The organism is Rhodanobacteraceae bacterium (genome assembly GCA_024234055.1).
GTDB lineage: Bacteria > Pseudomonadota > Gammaproteobacteria > Xanthomonadales > SZUA-5 > JADKFD01.
In genome coordinates this window covers 594,399-610,141 of sequence record JACKOW010000002.1, presented here as the reverse complement: position 1 = coordinate 610,141, position 15,743 = coordinate 594,399, and the positions used below count along the sequence as shown (strand labels likewise).

Genomic DNA, 15,743 nt, shown 5'->3' with positions numbered 1-15,743 from the left:
CGGTAGCTCCGCGAGCACGGCCCACCTTGACCCTGATCAATCAGCGCTGCTTCTTCCAGTGGCGGACTGGGAGCCTGCTTCTGCGAAGTCTTCCGAAAATGCCCCGATCACTCTGCGACACTCGGGGAGGCATCAGCCTTCGTCCTCCAGCACCGGCAGCTGCAGGCGCACGCGCGTGCCGGCTCCCGGCTTGCTGGTGATGTCCAGACTGCCGCCCAGGTCAACAGCGCGCTGCCTGAGGCTGCCGAGTCCACGACCAGCGCTCACTTTTTCGACATCGAATCCCCGACCATCGTCGGCCACCTCGATCAGCACGTGGGCTGGCCTGGCGTTTCGCGGATCATCGATACGCTCGCAGGTGACGGCGACTCGGGTGCCCCGTGCATGCTTGATGACGTTGGTAAACAGCTCCTGCAGGACGCGCAGCACCTGCAGGCTGCGCTGGGGTGACAGTCGCGGCAGTTCGGGCATTTCGGTGAAATCCCAGGCCAACTCAATGCCGAGCGCGCTCAGTCGGCGAGTCAGCCTCTCGCGCAGGCGCGCGAGCAGATCGTTCAAGCGTTCGCTATGCACATCGCTGGCGTCGATCAGCAGGCGCAGATCGTCCAGCGCGATCTGAACCGACTCGCGCAAGAGAGCCGCAGATTCGCCGCGGTCGGCCAGGGCCAGCGCCTGCACCAGTTGGCCACCAACCCCATCGTGCATCTCCCGCATCAGCCGATCGCGTTCCTCGAAGCGCGCGCGCTCCCTGTCGATCTCGGCGATACGCCGCCAGTTGTTCTCGATGTGGGCGGTCTTTTCCGCCACCTTGATCTCAAGCTGCCGATTGACCAACTCGGCGCCTGCCAAGGCTTGCGCGTAGCGGCGCAGCAACATCGCGCCGAAGACCAGAAGCACCATGGGCGCAGCGAAAGGCAGGTAGCGGATCGATTGCCAGTTTCCAAGCAGGCGAGTGTCGACCAGCCAATCGCGCACACCGATGACCAGAAGGACACTGGCCAGGGTCAGCAGCGCGCCCGCCTCGCCGCTGAGGTGCTGGCGTCTTACTGCAGACCACAATCTTGTCGAAATCACCGCGCCAACGACCAGTACGCCCGGCACGATGACGTAGAGCGCCGCCACCCGATAACCCGTGCGCAGGTCAATGGCACTGGCGCCCAGGGCAAGGACGCTCGCGGCAAGACCAAAGCCGAGCACGATGCGCTCAAGTTTGTGTGCTCGCACACGCTGCAGGCGCAGCACGAAGAACAGGCCGAAGATGACGAACCAGATCAGTGCGATCAGCACCGCCGGGCGCACCAGCCAGGCCGGGACGCTGCCACCAGAGCTGCGCAGATCGAGCATGGTGTGGGCAGCCCAACAGGCCAGCGCGGCGGCAAACCAGCCGAAGGCGGTGTCCTTGGGGCGCACCAGAAAGAACCCGGCCAGCACCAGCGCCAGAAATCCGATGACCTGAACGGCAAGGCGCGGCCAGTCCTTCTCGATGCGGTTGCGGGCAGCCTTGTAGCGGGCCATGGCACTGGCATCGCCCAGCCAGAGTTCAGCCATGCCGGCGCTGTTGATGCGCGAGCGTACCAGCACCAGGACGGTGTTCTCGCCAGGCTTGAGCAGGTCCGGGCTGAGGTTGTAGCGGAGGTCGTGGCGGTATTCCGGGGGTGGATCGCGCAATACACCCGAATCGGCCAGCAAGGCGCCATTGACCCAGACTCTGGGAGCGGCAAAAGGACGCTGCAACATCAGCCCCCACAAGGCCGGTGCCGGACTCGGCAGCTCGAAGCGAAACCGATACCACGCATGCTGCAGGCTCGAGTGTTCATCGACCGGCGCGTCGTCCGGTAGGGCGACCGGCAGCCAGTCATCGGTCTGTACAGGCTCAGTCGAAAAGGGCGCCAGGCTGCGTTCGGCCTGTTGCAGACGCAACAGCGGCTGTGGCAAGTCCGTATGCGTGCTTCGGTCGAGTATCAGAATCAACAGCAGGCCCGCGGCCAGACCCAGAACCAGGCAAGCCCAGGCGTTGAGCAGACCGTGGGCGGGCACCCGATCAGTCATGACTGCCGTCAATCAGACCCATGCGTCCGGCCTCGAACAGCGCTTCGGCGCGGGAATGAACTTCCAGCTTTTCGTAAATCCTGCGGGTATAGGAAGCCACCGTATTGGCGCTGAGGCCCAGCAGCTTGGCGACCTCGGCGTGGTTGTAGCCCTTGGCGGCGAGGCGCAGGACTTCGATCTCCCGCGCCGTCAGCTCGCTCTCGGGTGGCGGTGGGCTGGCGGGCTGATCCCGCACCAGTCTGCTGACCAGAAAGCGCGCAATGGCCGGACTGATCGGCGCGCCGCCCGCCAGAATCTGCTCGATGGCGTCAACCAGCCCGATGCTGGTCTCGTCCTTCAGCAGATAGCCGCGAGCACCGCGTTCGAAGGCCCGGATCAGTTTCTGCTCGTCACCGAAAACGGTCAGCACCAGGATGGCAAGAGCAGGGCAGCGCTCGGACAGTTCGGCAATCAGGTCCAGGCCGGATCCATCGGGAAGTCCCAGATCGACAATCAGCACATCCGGCGTCAATGCCCGCAGGCTGGCACGCGCGCTGCGCAGGCTGTCCGCTTCGAACAGCAGTTCGAACTTCAGCGTGGCGGAAAGGCGCTGGACCAGCGCCGCGCGCGTGGCCGGTTCATCTTCGACGATGGCAACTCGAATCTTGTTCACATCAGGACGTTTGCCGGACAGCGCTTCGTCATGGACGCCATGGCCATATTCGCTCACTCGAAGCCAGAAGCGAAGACAGGAGAGGCCTGCCAGCGCTGTTGCAGGCTGGAGATGGGCAGGCCTGCCAGGCCGTCCAGGTCCAGTGCAGCCCGCTCACGGGTGATGGCCTCGGCCAGGGCCACACTGCCCAGACTCTCGAAGCGCAGCAGTGCCGATCGCAGCCGGTCGCGCATGTCGGTGCTCACCACCATGGAACCATCGCCATCCACCAGGCTGGCAATCGCGGGCATCCACGCATCCTTGAGCTGCCAGAGCTCCAGGTAGAAGCTCGGGTCGACGAAAGTGGCCTGATACAGATCCAATTGCAGGGACTCATACAGCGCGATGTAGTGCGCGCCACCCGGGCTCATGGCCATGCGTTCATCCCGCAGTCGTTGCAACAGCGTCACTTCAGCCTGAGTGCCCATCAGCAGTGAAGATGTCGGACTGCCGGCGTCCGGGGTGCCGGTTTCGGTGGGAAAACTGCATACACCGATCAGCAGGCAGGCGACATAGCAGCTCGGCCGCAGGTTCCCAATAGGGCTGGGCATGGTCAGCACGGTAGCTTGATTGGCGCTGCCGATGGCGGCTGCAGTGCCCGGGACTGCCTCCAGCAGGTCGATGGTCCAGAACTCGATCTGCTCGGGGTTCGCCGGCACGCTCACGGTTGCGAGTAGGTGACTGGTGCCCGGCTGAATGCTGGCTCCGAAGGGACCAACCAGCCCGGAACTTCCGGAGACTTGCATCCCGAGCGTGGCCGTTTGCTGGATCGCCGGCGACACGTGCAGATAGGCGCCCACCCGGTTACCGACAAAATACCCGCTGGCACCTTGACCGGGGAGCGGCTGGCCCAGGGAAGCGATCGGCAGCAGTGGCGGGCTTGAGGCGGAGCGCCAGAGCTCGTTGTTGGACGCATCCAGGGACCCCAGCCACAGATAGGTGCTGGAGCCGATGCCCGGTGGCAGCGCCGCAATGGTGTGGGCAGGCGGAAGATGCTGCATGGGCGCGGGGGCAAAGTTGATTCCGCTGCGCGCGTACACCTGCGTGCCGCCGATCGACGTCGGCGTACTGCCCTCACTTCGTGCGGCGACCAGATCATCGCTGCCATCGCCGTCGGCGTCGATCCAGGCGTAGGCCCGGGATATGCCCGGCGTGCCGGCGCCCAGGCTTTGACTCAGGGCATAGGAAGGGACACCGTTCTGGTCCAGGCCATCGTGACGGAAGACCAGATCGCCGGTGGCCGCTCCCAGAATCAGGTCGAGGTCGTTGTCGCCATCCAGATCGCGCAGGGCGGCGGCAAACACCGTGCCTATGCCAGCGAATGCCGGCGGGTCGCTTTCGATCATCGGATCGGGACCCGTGCCTTGATGCAGCCAGAGCCGCGTCTGGGTACCAAACAGCACCAGATCGTCCAGGCCGTCGCCATCCAGATCCCCCACAGTCGCGCCTACCGCGCCGGCGTGGGGCAAAGTCTGCACCAGCTCGAATCTGAGCGGGAGATTTTCCGGTTGCACCGTGGCGTAGATCTGGCTGGGGCGACCGATGCCGCGAACCAGGATGAAATCCCGTGCCGTGGGCGCACTCTGTGTCAGGCTGAGGGATGCGACGGCGGCGACCAGATCAGCCGAAAACTGCGATGAATGACGGCGGAAGATTCCCGCAGATCCCTGCTGTGCGCCACCCTGATTCATCCACACGGCAAGCGTGTCGTTGGTCGATTCCTGGGCGACCAGCAGATCAGGATCGCCATCGGCGTCGAGGTCGGCGAGTTCGATATCGACCGGCAGGCTGGTGGGCAAAGTCTGAGCGCTTTCCAGTACGACCGAGGTACTTGCCGGCTGGGGCCGTTGCCACTGGATCACGATTCGATCCTGAGTGCTGCCGCTGCTGTCAAAGCGGATGGCAACAACGTCCGCGCGATCGTCCAGCGTGAGATCCCTCGCCAGCAGCTTGAGCGTTGGAACCGCCGGCAGCAGACTCGAATCGCTCTGCACCAGGATGTTGCCCTGGGAGCAGGCGTGCTCGCTGATGCCGAGCAAGAGCAGCGCGGTCAGCACGCCCTGGCGAATTTGCGCTTTGCGGAACATGGTCGTTCTTCCTGCATTCTAGAGGCCGCTTCAGGCTAGGAGCTGTGGCCTATGCACACACACCTCAGACCGCAGGCTTGACAGGCCAGGCTCAAGCTGAGTACCGCAATGAACTGTGGGCCGGCGCTTCACCCGGTCGAGTAACCCACGCCCGTGATCGTGCGCATCCATTGTTCGTTCCGAGGGTAGGTTCAGGGGGCAAACCGCTGCCGAGTAGCGCGCGTATCGATCATGTCGCAGCGGCGGATACCGGATCAGTCCTCGAAGCCGTCGCTCATCAGCAGTACGCCGCGCCATTCATGCGCGCCTATATCGGGCGTCCCGTCCCGCGGCAACCCGTCCAGATCAACACTGGCCGCGAATGCGGAGTTCCCGGCGTCAACCATCGCTGCCTGCGCTGACGCTGCGCTCAGGTTGCGAGCTGCCACGTCGACGAATCCCGGCATCTGCGCCTGCGAGTTCTGATCGAACCCCGTTTGCGCGCGCCAACTCTCCAACGTACCTGTCTCCGCGACCCAGGACAGCCCCGCTGTGCCGCTGGCGCAGCGCTGGTAGTCGAACAGCGCGAACGCCGCTGGCGTTGTGGTGACCGAAAAGCAGGCCAGGCCGGGGTTGTTGCCGAGTTGGATCGCGTTGTGGCTGATGCGATGCAGCGCACCCTCGTTGCCGATCGCCACACCGCTGCCGCCACCCGATGCCAGATAGATGCTGTTGTTGCGCACGTTCAGCGCCTCCATCACAGCATCGCCGCTGGCACCGCAGCAGACGGGCGCCGCGATGGCGCGCACGGAAAAGGGCTGGGTTGAGCTCAGCACATTGTTCTCGACCACGCAGTTGATGCACGAACTCAGCCCGATCAGCACATTGCCCAGATCGTGCACGCGGTTTCCAGCAATGACGACGTCTTCAAAGCGTTCGGCGGTGCTATAGCCGGCATTGACGGTAATGCCCCAACAGCCCTGAGCCGCAGCCCCCGGATCCTCATGGACCACATTCTGCTCGATGCGCAGATCTCTGAAATTGCCGTGCACCACCAGCGAGGTGGCCTGGCAAACGCCCTGTGCATCCAGCGCCGAGCGGTAGAGCCGATTGCGCAACACGCGCACACCGAGTCCAAGTCCTGCACTGAGGTAGATATTGTGATCGAGGATGGCGCGAGTGCCGTTGGATTCAAACTGACTGTCCAGAATCTCGGTGCCGCTGTCTCCGCCCAGCCAGCCGTGCGTGGAGTTGTGGTGGATGAACGCTCGGCGCAGGACGATGCGCTGATTGCGACCATCGCAGTTGGGATCAGGGCGGCAGGGGTTGGATCCGGCTTGATGCACGCCGATACCAAAGCCATGTATCTCCAGATCGCGCATTTCGACATCGTCGACATCGTTGAACAGGAAGATCCCGCTGCCGTTGGGGCCCGCTCCAATCAAGTGCAGCCCTTCGATCAGATAGCCACCGTCCTGCAGCGCGTTGCCACCGTTGGCCAGGCTGATGGCCGAGTCGTCGACCAGCATGCGCAGGATCGGCGCTCCCTCATCGCCGCTGGACCAGGGTGCGCTGTAGTCACCCAGTACGCAGCGCTGATCGGCGCGGCAGTTGGTGTTGAACCAGTTTCCGAGTCCGTTGCTCTCAAAGGCGCCGCCGCGACACAGGCGCACTTCGTCGCCTGCATTCATGCTCAGGAATCGCGTGCGCGCCGCTGCCGCGCTGCGCCAGGGTTGGTCGATACTGCCGCTGGCGGCGTCGTTGCCGGGCACGCAATCAGCGTCGGCACCGTTGGCGCAATCACAGACATGGGTGACTGTGGCCATGGTCGGAACCGCGGCCGTGATGAGCGCCGCGCCGAGCATCCCCGCCCACAGGCGGTTCATCGGGTCGCTCCAAGCGGAGGACAGCGTTCGAAACCCAGTACAGCGGTCGACAACTCCTGGCCAGATTCGACGGCACCCTTCCACCAGCCACCACCGGCGACGGCCTGCAGCACGCCTAGTGGCCCAGTTCCCTGGAACAGATCGGTTCCAGCCTGGCGCACAGCGGCACACAGGCCCAGCGTGGAATCGTAATGATCTCCCCGCACCAGCAAGCTCAACATGGCCAGCTTGTTCTGGGTGAGATTGTCCGGATCGGGCACCGGGCTGCAGCTTTGGACCTGGGTGAAGCCGGGGCCGCCGAGCTGACAGTTGACCCCGTTGGGCCAGTTGGCATTGACATCGATGTCGCCACCGGCAGTGGTCGGCAAACTGGCCAGAAGGCGGTCTGGAGTGACCGACAGCGCTCGGCGCCAGTCCTGCGCCAATGCCGCCGGATAGGTATGTGCGTAGTTCAGATACAGCCGCTCAAGGATCGGATAGAACCACGCGTAGAGCATGAAGTTCTGGCCCATGAAGCAATTCGGGCCCGGCTCGAACTTGAGCTGACACATCAGTCCGGCGCTGAGCGAGTTCTGGATCAGACGCGTCAGCACCTGGCGTAGTCGTGTATCGCAGGTTGTGCCGACCGCGCCGTCGGCAAATTGCGCACAATTGGCCAGACTCTCGATGTACTGCAGATTGAGGCGGCCGATGGCCGACCAGGTGGTGTCATCGTTGGGATCGTCGATGAAGCGCAGCGCCGCGGCGCTGCCGGCAGCGGCAAGGCGATCACGTTGGGCGACGTTGGGGCGCAACAGGTAGCTCAGGGCCTGATGTCGATTGTAGGTGTAGTCCGCCGAACCAGAATTGGACCGGTGCCACAGGCCGTCACCCGTGCCGCCTGAGCCGAAGCTGTGGCCGGCAATGTTGCTGTTGGCGCCGGCTCCATTCGGGAAAGGGCCGAAGTTGTAGTAGGCGGTGTGCGCCATCAACCGCGCCTGCGGCAGGGCGAACTCCCACAACCAGCGCGGCTGGCCGCTGCGCTGAAACTCGGTCAATTCGATGAGTGCCGGATCCCAGTAGTTGAGCTTGCCCTCGTTGCTGGCCGGGTCCGGATTCTCGGTGAAGCCGAATTGCTCGTTGAACTGGATGTCCGGCCACAGCTGCAAGCCGAAGGTCTGGGCGCAAGTCCACTGGCTGCCGTTCCCGGCTGCGGCATCGATGCAAGGCTCGTCGCCCACGGTCGCCAGGTGCTTTTGCTGCAGATATTGCAGATAGGCCTGTCCGGGCGCCTGCGCCAGCGTGCCCGCGAGCGGCGGCTGCACCTCAGCCGCATCCAGATCCTCCGGCAGGGCTCGCAGGGTCAGCGCGCGCTCGGCGGCAAGACCATTGCGCACCCGCAGCCCGTCGAGCAGGTTCAGCGCCTGAACCTGATCGGTCGCCACCGTCATGGCGACGCGCCCGGAGAACCACAAGCTCTTGGCTTTCCCCACCAAGATCGGTTCGGCGATCAGCTCCAGGGTGAGCTGTCCATCCTGCACGGTCAGCGCCTGAGGCTCGCGATAACGCATCCACGGCATGCTCGCCATGGCCAGCAGCCGGGCACTGCTCCCCAGGGGACGGATCAGCCCCGCTGTTGGCTGGGCGAAGAAGTCACTGCTGCTCAGCACATTGCCGTTCTCGGTCAGCTGAGCGCTGCGCTGCCAGGGCGTGCCACCGCCACGGCGCTGGGCGACGCGATAGGCATTCGCCGTTCCAGGGGCAAAGGTTTGAACGTTGCCGATGGCGGCTGCTATCGCCTGGGTCTGGGCTTCCACACCCCGCGCCAGCGGCAACCGGTATTGTGCGTATTCGAACTCGACCAGGCCATCGTCGGGATTGGACTGCGGGCTGCCGCAGGCGTTGCCCACCTGAAAATCCATGTCGATCGCCGCGCTGCCGCGGTTGAAACGCAGACTCAGGCTGAAGGGGAAGCGCAGCCAGTTCGGATCGCCCTGGCAAAGATCGCCATTGCCGGCGACCGCCAGATGGCCATCCACATGCAGCGCCGCCTGCACCGGCCCGGTGACCGCTTCCCAACGCACCCGATCAACCACCAGCGAGCCCGGCAAGGCTTCAGACGCCTCCAGTATCGGCGCGCCCCCCGGTTCGCGCACTCGCACCGCCAAGCCTTCGTCAGCACTGCCCGCCTGCGCTGAGTAGATCTCAGTCAATGGGCCGCCGGGCGACTGGCGCACGCGGATGCGCCTGATCGGTTGTGACCGCGTACCGTCGACGTCGAACTCCGCTGCGCCGGTGTCGACCAGGTAACGATCAGCACCCAGCGACAGCAGCTGAAGGGCGCCAGGGTCTGAGACGGGAGCTGGGGCGACCGGCAAACGCATCAGCGCCAGCCTGGCCGTCGAGCTTGCGGCGAGATCGACTGCCAGCGCAACTTGCAGCCAGCGCACCGGGGCGGAAGTGTTTGCCAGCGGCTGGCCCCAGCGGGATACCAAGCTGAACTCCGCCGGTCGCCGCAGCCCTTCCGGTCCGATCACGATCAGGCGCTCGAAGTCGACGTCGTTCAATGCCGCCGATCGCGCCATGGGCACGCTGCCGTAGGCCAGTTCATCCAGGCGGGCGGCGGCATCGTTGCCGATCTCGAAGCAGCCCAGCAATTCGGCTTGAGCCAGCGGCGGCAAGGGCAGAGTGTCGCCGCCCAGCGTACCCGACAGGCAGTCGGGCAATACGCTCTCGAAGCCGTCGGCGAAGACGGCATCCTGGGCCCACAGCGGGGCTGTGACCAGCTGGATTGCCATGGCAATGGCGAACAAGTGGGTCTTCATGCGCAACTCCGAAGCTGGCCTGACAAGCTGAGGATCAGCTTGACTCGGACCACATCCGCGGATTGACACCCGAATTGGGCTTGACGGCGGCGTGGTCTGGTATTAGCCCGTCGTCCTTGACAGGTCATCGGCACCCAAGGGCGAGATAGGCATCGGGCGCAAGGCGATGGTTCACCGCAGGCCTTCTATCAAGCACCTTGTCGAGGGCAGACTTGGCGGCTTCTTCGCGGACCGCGGCAGCAGGCATGATCATCGGCATCGATCTAGGCACCACCCATTCCCTGGTTGCACGCTGGACCGAACGCGGCAGTGAGCTGATTGCCAACTCCCTGGACGAGGTGCTCACGCCTTCGGTGGTTGCTGTCGACGCTGCAGGTCGCGTGCTGGTCGGCGCCGCCGCACGTGAGCGCCTGCTGACAGATCCCGCGTCAGCCAGCGCCGCTTTCAAGCGCTTGATGGGGTCCGAGGGCGATATCCGGCTGGGAAGTCGCAGCTTCCGCCCCGAGCAGCTCTCGGCGCTGGTCTTGCGCAGCTTGATTGCCGATGTCGAAGCCACCACCGGCGAGTCGGTGGTCGAGGCCGTCATCAGCGTGCCTGCGTACTTCGGTGATGCCCAACGCCATGCGACGCGCCTTGCCGGCGAACTGGCCGGCATCAAGGTTGAGCGCTTGATCAATGAGCCCACAGCGGCGGCGCTGGCCTACGGATTGCAACAGGGTGCCGACGGCTCGCGCTTTCTCGTGTTTGACTTGGGCGGCGGTACCTTTGACGTATCGATTCTTGAACTCTATGACGGTGTCATGGAGGTGCACGCCAGTGCCGGAGACAATTATCTCGGGGGCGAAGACTTCCTTGACCTGCTGGAAGTGGCCTGCATTCAGGATCTCTCGCTGGATGCGCCAGGACCCGGCGATCGGGCCCAGCTGCGCGCTCGGCTTGAGCGCGCCAAACACAAGCTGACTGTCGAGGAACAGGTCCAGGTGGAGTTGCCGCTTTCCAGCGGAGTGCGCCAGTGGTCAATCAGTGAGGCGCGATTTGCCAGCCTGGCCCAGGGCCTGCTCGGTCGACTGCGCATTCCCGTGGAGCGCGCCTTGCGTGACGCACGCCTCAGTGCGGCTGATCTGGACGAGATCGTGCTGGTCGGAGGCGCCACCCGCATGCCCATGGTGGCTCGCCTGGTGGCGCGATTGTTCGGTCGACTGCCGCTGCGCCACGTGCACCCTGACCAGGCCATTGCCATGGGCGCCGCTGTCATGGCTGGAATGAAGGCCCGTGATGTTGCCTTCGACGAAATCGTGGTGACCGATGTGTGTCCGTACACGCTGGGCGTCGAGGTGTGTGAGGAGACCAGCGCGGGGCGTCTGGTCGATGGCCTCTATTCGCCCATCATCGAGCGCAATTGCGTCGTCCCGGTCAGTCGTGTGCAGCGTTACTTCCCGATACAGAATGGTCAGCGTCTGATGCGATTGGGCGTTTATCAGGGTGAAAGTCCGAGCGTGCTCAACAACGTCTATCTGGGGGTGCTGGAGGTGCCGCTCAGTCCGAGGCCGAGAGCGGAAAACCCGGTGGACGTACGCTTCACCTACGACGTCAACGGGTTGCTGGAGGTCGATGCCACGGTGTTGGCCGACAAGCGTCACGTGCGCCTGCTGATCGAACGCAACTCGAGCCTGTTGTCGCCGGAAATGGTGGCGGCGCGTCTCGAAGAACTGCGGCATCTGAAGGTACATCCCCGCGAGGATCAGGCCAATCTGGCCTTGCTGGGACGAGCCGAGCGCCTGTATGCGGAAGCGCTGGGTGAGCTTCGTGCTGCGGTGCAAGCCGCGATGGTCGCCTTCCGGGCAGTCCTTGATGGTCAGGACCCGCGGCTCATCGCGCAAGCCCGGACGGAGTTCGCCGAGGAGTTGGAAGCACTCGAAATGCGTCTGGGTTGAGATCGATGTCCACAGACCCCTGGCAACTGCTGGGCATCGCCCAGACCCGTGATGAGCGGGCGATCAAGCGCGCCTATGCCGCATTGCTGAAGCAAACCAGGCCGGAGGATGACCCGGCCGGGTTCCAACGATTGCGCGAGTGCCGCGACTGGGCCCTGCGTTGGGCCCGCGCAGCTGTCGAGCCCGACGAGTGGACGGAGATCGGGTCCGACGACGCCGCCGCTGAGCTTTCAACGTCGCCGCCCAGCACGGATCCAGACGGGCTCGACGCGGCCTTGTCGCTGGACAGGCGGTCTGGCGATCAGCCGCCGGAGGCAAGTCCGGCAGTGCAGACACCCGACGACGAATCCCCTTCGCCGTTGGATGTCGTGCTGGATGGGCCCCCAGACACCGATTTGCGCGAGGCGGCTGCCGAACTGGTTGAAGCCCTGGACGACGCCCCGGACGCGGGCACTCTGGAACGCTTGTTGATGGCGAATCCGCTGTTCGAGTCATTGACGCAGCGGACCGTTGTCGAGCGCGCGCTCATCGACCAGGTGCTGGCGCGCCGACACCTGCGCGCCGAGACTCTGGCACTATTGTCCGAGAGATTCGAATGGGAGCAGATCGGGCGCGAGCAACGGTTCCCGCTCGAACTGTTGCGAGAACTGGACAGGCGTCTGGCCCTGGCACGGGCCAAACACAGCTTGCGCAAGGCCAGGGCGGCGCGGCTGTGGCGCAGCAACATACCGCGCCTGGACGTGCTGGCCTGGCGTCTGCTAGGAGGCGACTATGGGCGGCTTGGACGCTGGCTGTCGGTTTGCAGTCCGGGATTGGCCGAGCGAGCCCAGGCCCTCTTGCGCGGCTTGCAGCTGCAGACTCGGTCTGCGCCTACCGAGGTTCTGGCAGCAGAAGCGATCGAGTTTTACGAACACTTGCGAGCGTTGCGCTCACGGCTGCCAGAGGTGGTCGAGGATAATCTGGCCCGATTGGTGGTGTTGCTGGTGGTTGCAATTGGCGTGATCCTGGCGCTGGTGGGTCAGCCCAAGAGTTCTTTCCAGCAGCTGCAGATCGCCATGGGCGTCTCGACACTGGCGGTTTTCGCGCTTCTGCTCAGGACGCTGAGCCCGCGACTGACCCGACCTTTTTCTCGGCCGATCTGCTTGTTCCTGATGTTCTGGGTGGATTGGGTTCGACGCAGTTTTGGCGGGCCGGCCAGTCGCTGCCTGGTGCTGGGATGTCTGGGCTGGTTTGCCGTCCAACCGTCGATCTGGCCGCTGCTGCTGATCTACGCGGTGCTGATCCGGCATCGGCCCGAGCTGTTGCTGTTTGCGATACCAGCCGTTCTCCTCAGTGTGAAATTCTGGGATGCTCCAGCCGTGCTGTGGCTGCTCTGGCCGCTGGCCGTGCTCCTGCTGCTGTCCACTCTGCCTTGGATGGCGCTTAGCGTGCTGAGTTTGCAGGCTGCCCTGTGGGCGACTCCCATCGCCGGTGCGTGGCAGGTCCTGCTGCCCTGGAAGGTCAATACGCCGCTGTTGGCTCTGACCGCTGCTTGCGCGATCCTGGTGCTGGTCGTGGATCGAGTGGCGAGGTGGATGGCACCGCAAGGTGCGACGCCGCAGCAGCTGCTACTGGCCGCTGCGGCAGTCTGGACCACGATGCTGGCGGGCAATCTATGGTTGCTCCTGGCTAGGCTGAAGTTCGTGTAGGGACATAGGCTGACGACGGCTGCGCGGGCCTCGCCGCCAAACCAGTCAGTGCCTCGTCAAGGGAAGCTTCAGTGCCGCCGATGGCCTGCGACCCGGGTTGTAGCTGTTGACGACGTGCTCCGAGGCATATCCCAGCGAGACGCCGCAGACCAGCTGGTACTGCGGTGGTACTTCGAACGCCGCGCGCACCGGGCCGCCCCAGGTGGCGAGCGCGCCCTGGGCGCAGGTGGCCAGGCCGTGGGCCTGGGCGCTGAGCATCAGGCTTTGCAGGAACACGCCGGTGTCGAGCACCGCGAACTCGCGCAGACCGCGATGGGCAAAAAGAAAAATCGCCACCGGCGCACCGAAGAACTCGAAGTTGCGACGCATCTGGCGCTCGCGCGCGGCAGGGTCGTCGCGGCCGATGCCGAGCAGCGAATACAGTCCGAAACCGGTCTGGCGCCGCTGCGGCTGCAGATCGGCGGGATAGGGGAAGTTGGTCTTGAGATCGCCGTCGGGCAAGCCCTTGCGGCCCAGCAGCAGCTTGAGCTTTCCGAGCCAGCCTGCGCTGTGGGCCTGCATGGCCAGATCGTAGCGCTCGCACAATGCAGACGAAATCTGGTCGCGCAACGGGCCGGTGGCAATGGCAAGGCGGTAGGGTTGGGTGTTCGACCAGCTCGGTGACCAATGAGCGTCGTCCAGGATGGCTTCAATCACGGCCGGATCAATGGCATCAGGGCGAAAGTCGCGCACGCTGCGGCGCTCGCGCAGCAAGTCCGACAACAGGGTCTGGGCGCTGGGCTCGTTCATGTCGTCGAGGCCGTGGGTAATTGGGAAAACCAGGCCAGCACCTCATCCCACAGTGGCCTGGCCTCGCGCCTGAAGTAGCCCATATGACCGATGGCCTTGAGACCGTGCTGGCGGGGATCAAGGTCGACGCGCTGGACCGGCGCGTTGCGGTAGCCGGCCATGAAGGCATCCCGCGAGGCCGGTGAAGCCCAGAGGTCATCCACGGCGTTGGCAGCGATGATCGGGGTGCGCACCTGATCGAAACGCCGCGACATGTCCGCGGCGACCAAGGGGTCGTCAAAGAAGTAGCGTGGATAGGAGCACCAGCGCTTCCAGTCGCGATAGACGCCGTAGGGCAGGTCTTCGCCCATGCCGAGCTTGCTCCACGACAGGAAGCCATGCCATCGGGTCAGCAGCGGCGCCAGTACGTGCCACAGGAAGCGCACGCGCAGCTGCTCTCCGGGCGGCATCCAGCCATGCCAGCCGGCGCCGGTGGCAAAGGTGTAGAAGGCTGCAATGCGTTGATGATTGGGCAGCAGGCCGAAGGCGTGTCCACCAAAGGAATGGCCGACCATGTACAGCGGCAGGCCGTCGTCCGGCATGGCGGCCACGGCGGCACTCAGATCCTGGTGGGCCCAATCCAGATAGTCCATGCGGAAACCGCGCAAGCTTTGTGGTTTGGACAGCCCGATGCCGCGGTAGTCCAGCGTTTGCGTGGTGTAGCCGCGTTCCGCTGCATGCTCGGCAAAGGCGCGATAGAAGCGCTGTGGCACACCGGTGGCACCCGCGATCACGATGCGGCCGATGGCGTCATGGGCGCGGTAGCGCAGGGCGGCGATGCGGGTGCCGTCGCCGGCGTGCAGGGTCAGCGCCTCGGGTTCGCGTTGAATGCTCACGGTCTGGACCTCAGTTGGGGGCGAATCATCGAGACCAGCGCGTCGCAGGTATCGGCCATGGCGTTGACGTTGCCCGCGACCCGTGCCTGCAGCAGCGCCCCCTCGTAGGCAGCCACGATCAGCATGGCGCTCTGACGGGCCGCGGTGTCACTCATGCCGTGCTGTTGCAGAGCACCTGACAGACGCTCGCGGATCGCCGCAAAGCCCGCGCTGAGTGCCGCTCTCAGCGTGAGGTCTTCGGGCGTGGACTCGAGCGCGACGGTCGCCAGAGGGCAACCCCGCTCGAAGCCGCTGGCCAGCAGCAGCTTCTGGGCGCCGCTCATCCAGGCTTCCAGCGCATCGGCGGGATCCACGTGTGCAGCCAGCAAGCGATCCAGGCTGGCCAGCATGCCGGCGATCGCGCTCTCGATGGCGGCGATCGCCAATTCGGTCTTGCCGCCCGGAAAGTGGTGGTAGAGCACGCCCTTGGGCGCGCCGGCCTGGGTCAGCAACTCGCTCAGGCCGATGCCGTGGAAGCCACGGGTGCGCAGCGCATCGAGCATGGCGCCGATCAGGCGTTCGCGGGTGGGTGTCTGGGGATCAAGCTTGGTCATGACTGAACTCTATAGACCGGTCGGTCTATTTTCCAGTGTCTTTGGTCATGGTGGGCGCTACGGTTGCACCGGGTGATGGACGAGTCGCGCAACGAGCGTTGGAGTGCGCGAGGGCGGGAGGGCACGAGGGCGCGAGGGCACGCAAAGGCAGCCTTACGGCGAGCTCTTGATCTTGCGCGCCCTCGTGCCCTCTCGCCCTCGTGCCCTCAAATCAGGTAATTGCGGCGTGTTTGGTGTGAGCCAGGATCGAGTTTCATGGTGTATTTGAAGGCGGAACAGGGGCAGCCTTTGCGCGGGGTTGGCGCGCCGCTGCCCGGACGGGTCTTTGGTAGGTCCAGAACTGTCTGGACCTACCAGAGCCTGGGCCA

10 protein-coding genes are annotated in these 15,743 nt (G+C 64.7%); 2 read left to right on the top strand and 8 right to left on the bottom strand.

Translation table 11 applies throughout. The features are described from left to right. Positions 1–132: 132 nt before the first annotated feature. The 5 genes from H7A19_06735 to H7A19_06715 form a co-directional block, all read right to left on the bottom strand. Positions 133–2,049, bottom strand: a complete 1,917-nt coding sequence (locus H7A19_06735; GenBank protein MCP5474523.1) for a hypothetical protein — start codon at positions 2,047–2,049, stop codon at positions 133–135. Beyond that, entirely contained in the window at positions 2,042–2,758 is a 717-nt protein-coding gene (locus H7A19_06730; protein ID MCP5474522.1) for a response regulator transcription factor, read from the bottom strand. Before H7A19_06730 ends, H7A19_06735 begins: the two co-directional genes overlap by 8 nt. Further along, a complete protein-coding gene (locus H7A19_06725; protein ID MCP5474521.1) occupies positions 2,755–4,827 on the bottom strand; it encodes a VCBS repeat-containing protein in 2,073 nt (690 codons plus the stop codon). The genes H7A19_06730 and H7A19_06725 overlap by 4 nt, the downstream gene beginning before the upstream one ends. Before the next feature lie 254 nt (positions 4,828–5,081). Continuing rightward, entirely contained in the window at positions 5,082–6,692 is a 1,611-nt protein-coding gene (locus H7A19_06720) for a hypothetical protein (GenBank protein ID MCP5474520.1), read from the bottom strand. After that, a complete protein-coding gene (locus H7A19_06715; protein MCP5474519.1) occupies positions 6,689–9,496 on the bottom strand; it encodes a hypothetical protein in 2,808 nt (935 codons plus the stop codon). Before H7A19_06715 ends, H7A19_06720 begins: the two co-directional genes overlap by 4 nt. Before the next feature lie 245 nt (positions 9,497–9,741). Between H7A19_06715 and H7A19_06710 the strand changes: the two genes are divergently transcribed. Beyond that, a complete protein-coding gene (locus tag H7A19_06710; protein ID MCP5474518.1) occupies positions 9,742–11,430 on the top strand; it encodes a molecular chaperone HscC in 1,689 nt (562 codons plus the stop codon). A 5-nt stretch (positions 11,431–11,435) separates the two neighbouring features. After that, positions 11,436–13,118, top strand: coding sequence for a hypothetical protein (locus H7A19_06705; GenBank protein MCP5474517.1), 1,683 nt, complete (start codon positions 11,436–11,438; stop codon positions 13,116–13,118). A gap of 45 nt (positions 13,119–13,163) precedes the next feature. Here H7A19_06705 and H7A19_06700 read toward each other — a convergent pair whose 3' ends face one another. From H7A19_06700 to H7A19_06690, 3 genes are read right to left on the bottom strand one after another with little or no spacing between them, the layout of a single operon-like run. Next, positions 13,164–13,907: a nitroreductase gene (locus H7A19_06700; GenBank protein ID MCP5474516.1), complete on the bottom strand. Its 744-nt coding sequence runs from the start codon at positions 13,905–13,907 to the stop codon at positions 13,164–13,166. After that, positions 13,904–14,782, bottom strand: coding sequence for an alpha/beta fold hydrolase (locus H7A19_06695; protein MCP5474515.1), 879 nt, complete (start codon positions 14,780–14,782; stop codon positions 13,904–13,906). The genes H7A19_06700 and H7A19_06695 overlap by 4 nt, the downstream gene beginning before the upstream one ends. Further along, entirely contained in the window at positions 14,779–15,324 is a 546-nt protein-coding gene (locus tag H7A19_06690) for a TetR/AcrR family transcriptional regulator (GenBank protein ID MCP5474514.1), read from the bottom strand. Before H7A19_06690 ends, H7A19_06695 begins: the two co-directional genes overlap by 4 nt. Positions 15,325–15,743 lie beyond the last annotated feature (419 nt).

Excerpts from the sequence above, each read along its gene's own strand:
- H7A19_06710 (MCP5474518.1), top strand. The coding sequence starts at position 9,742 with ATGATCATCGGCATCGATCTAGGCACCACCCATTCCCTGGTTGCACGC.
- H7A19_06735 (MCP5474523.1), bottom strand. The coding sequence starts at position 2,049 with ATGACTGATCGGGTGCCCGCCCACGGTCTGCTCAACGCCTGGGCTTGC.
- H7A19_06715 (MCP5474519.1), bottom strand. The coding sequence starts at position 9,496 with ATGAAGACCCACTTGTTCGCCATTGCCATGGCAATCCAGCTGGTCACA.
- H7A19_06725 (MCP5474521.1), bottom strand. The coding sequence starts at position 4,827 with ATGTTCCGCAAAGCGCAAATTCGCCAGGGCGTGCTGACCGCGCTGCTC.
- H7A19_06700 (MCP5474516.1), bottom strand. The coding sequence starts at position 13,907 with ATGAACGAGCCCAGCGCCCAGACCCTGTTGTCGGACTTGCTGCGCGAG.
- H7A19_06705 (MCP5474517.1), top strand. The coding sequence starts at position 11,436 with ATGTCCACAGACCCCTGGCAACTGCTGGGCATCGCCCAGACCCGTGAT.
- H7A19_06690 (MCP5474514.1), bottom strand. The coding sequence starts at position 15,324 with ATGCTCGATGCGCTGCGCACCCGTGGCTTCCACGGCATCGGCCTGAGC.
- H7A19_06720 (MCP5474520.1), bottom strand. The coding sequence starts at position 6,692 with ATGAACCGCCTGTGGGCGGGGATGCTCGGCGCGGCGCTCATCACGGCC.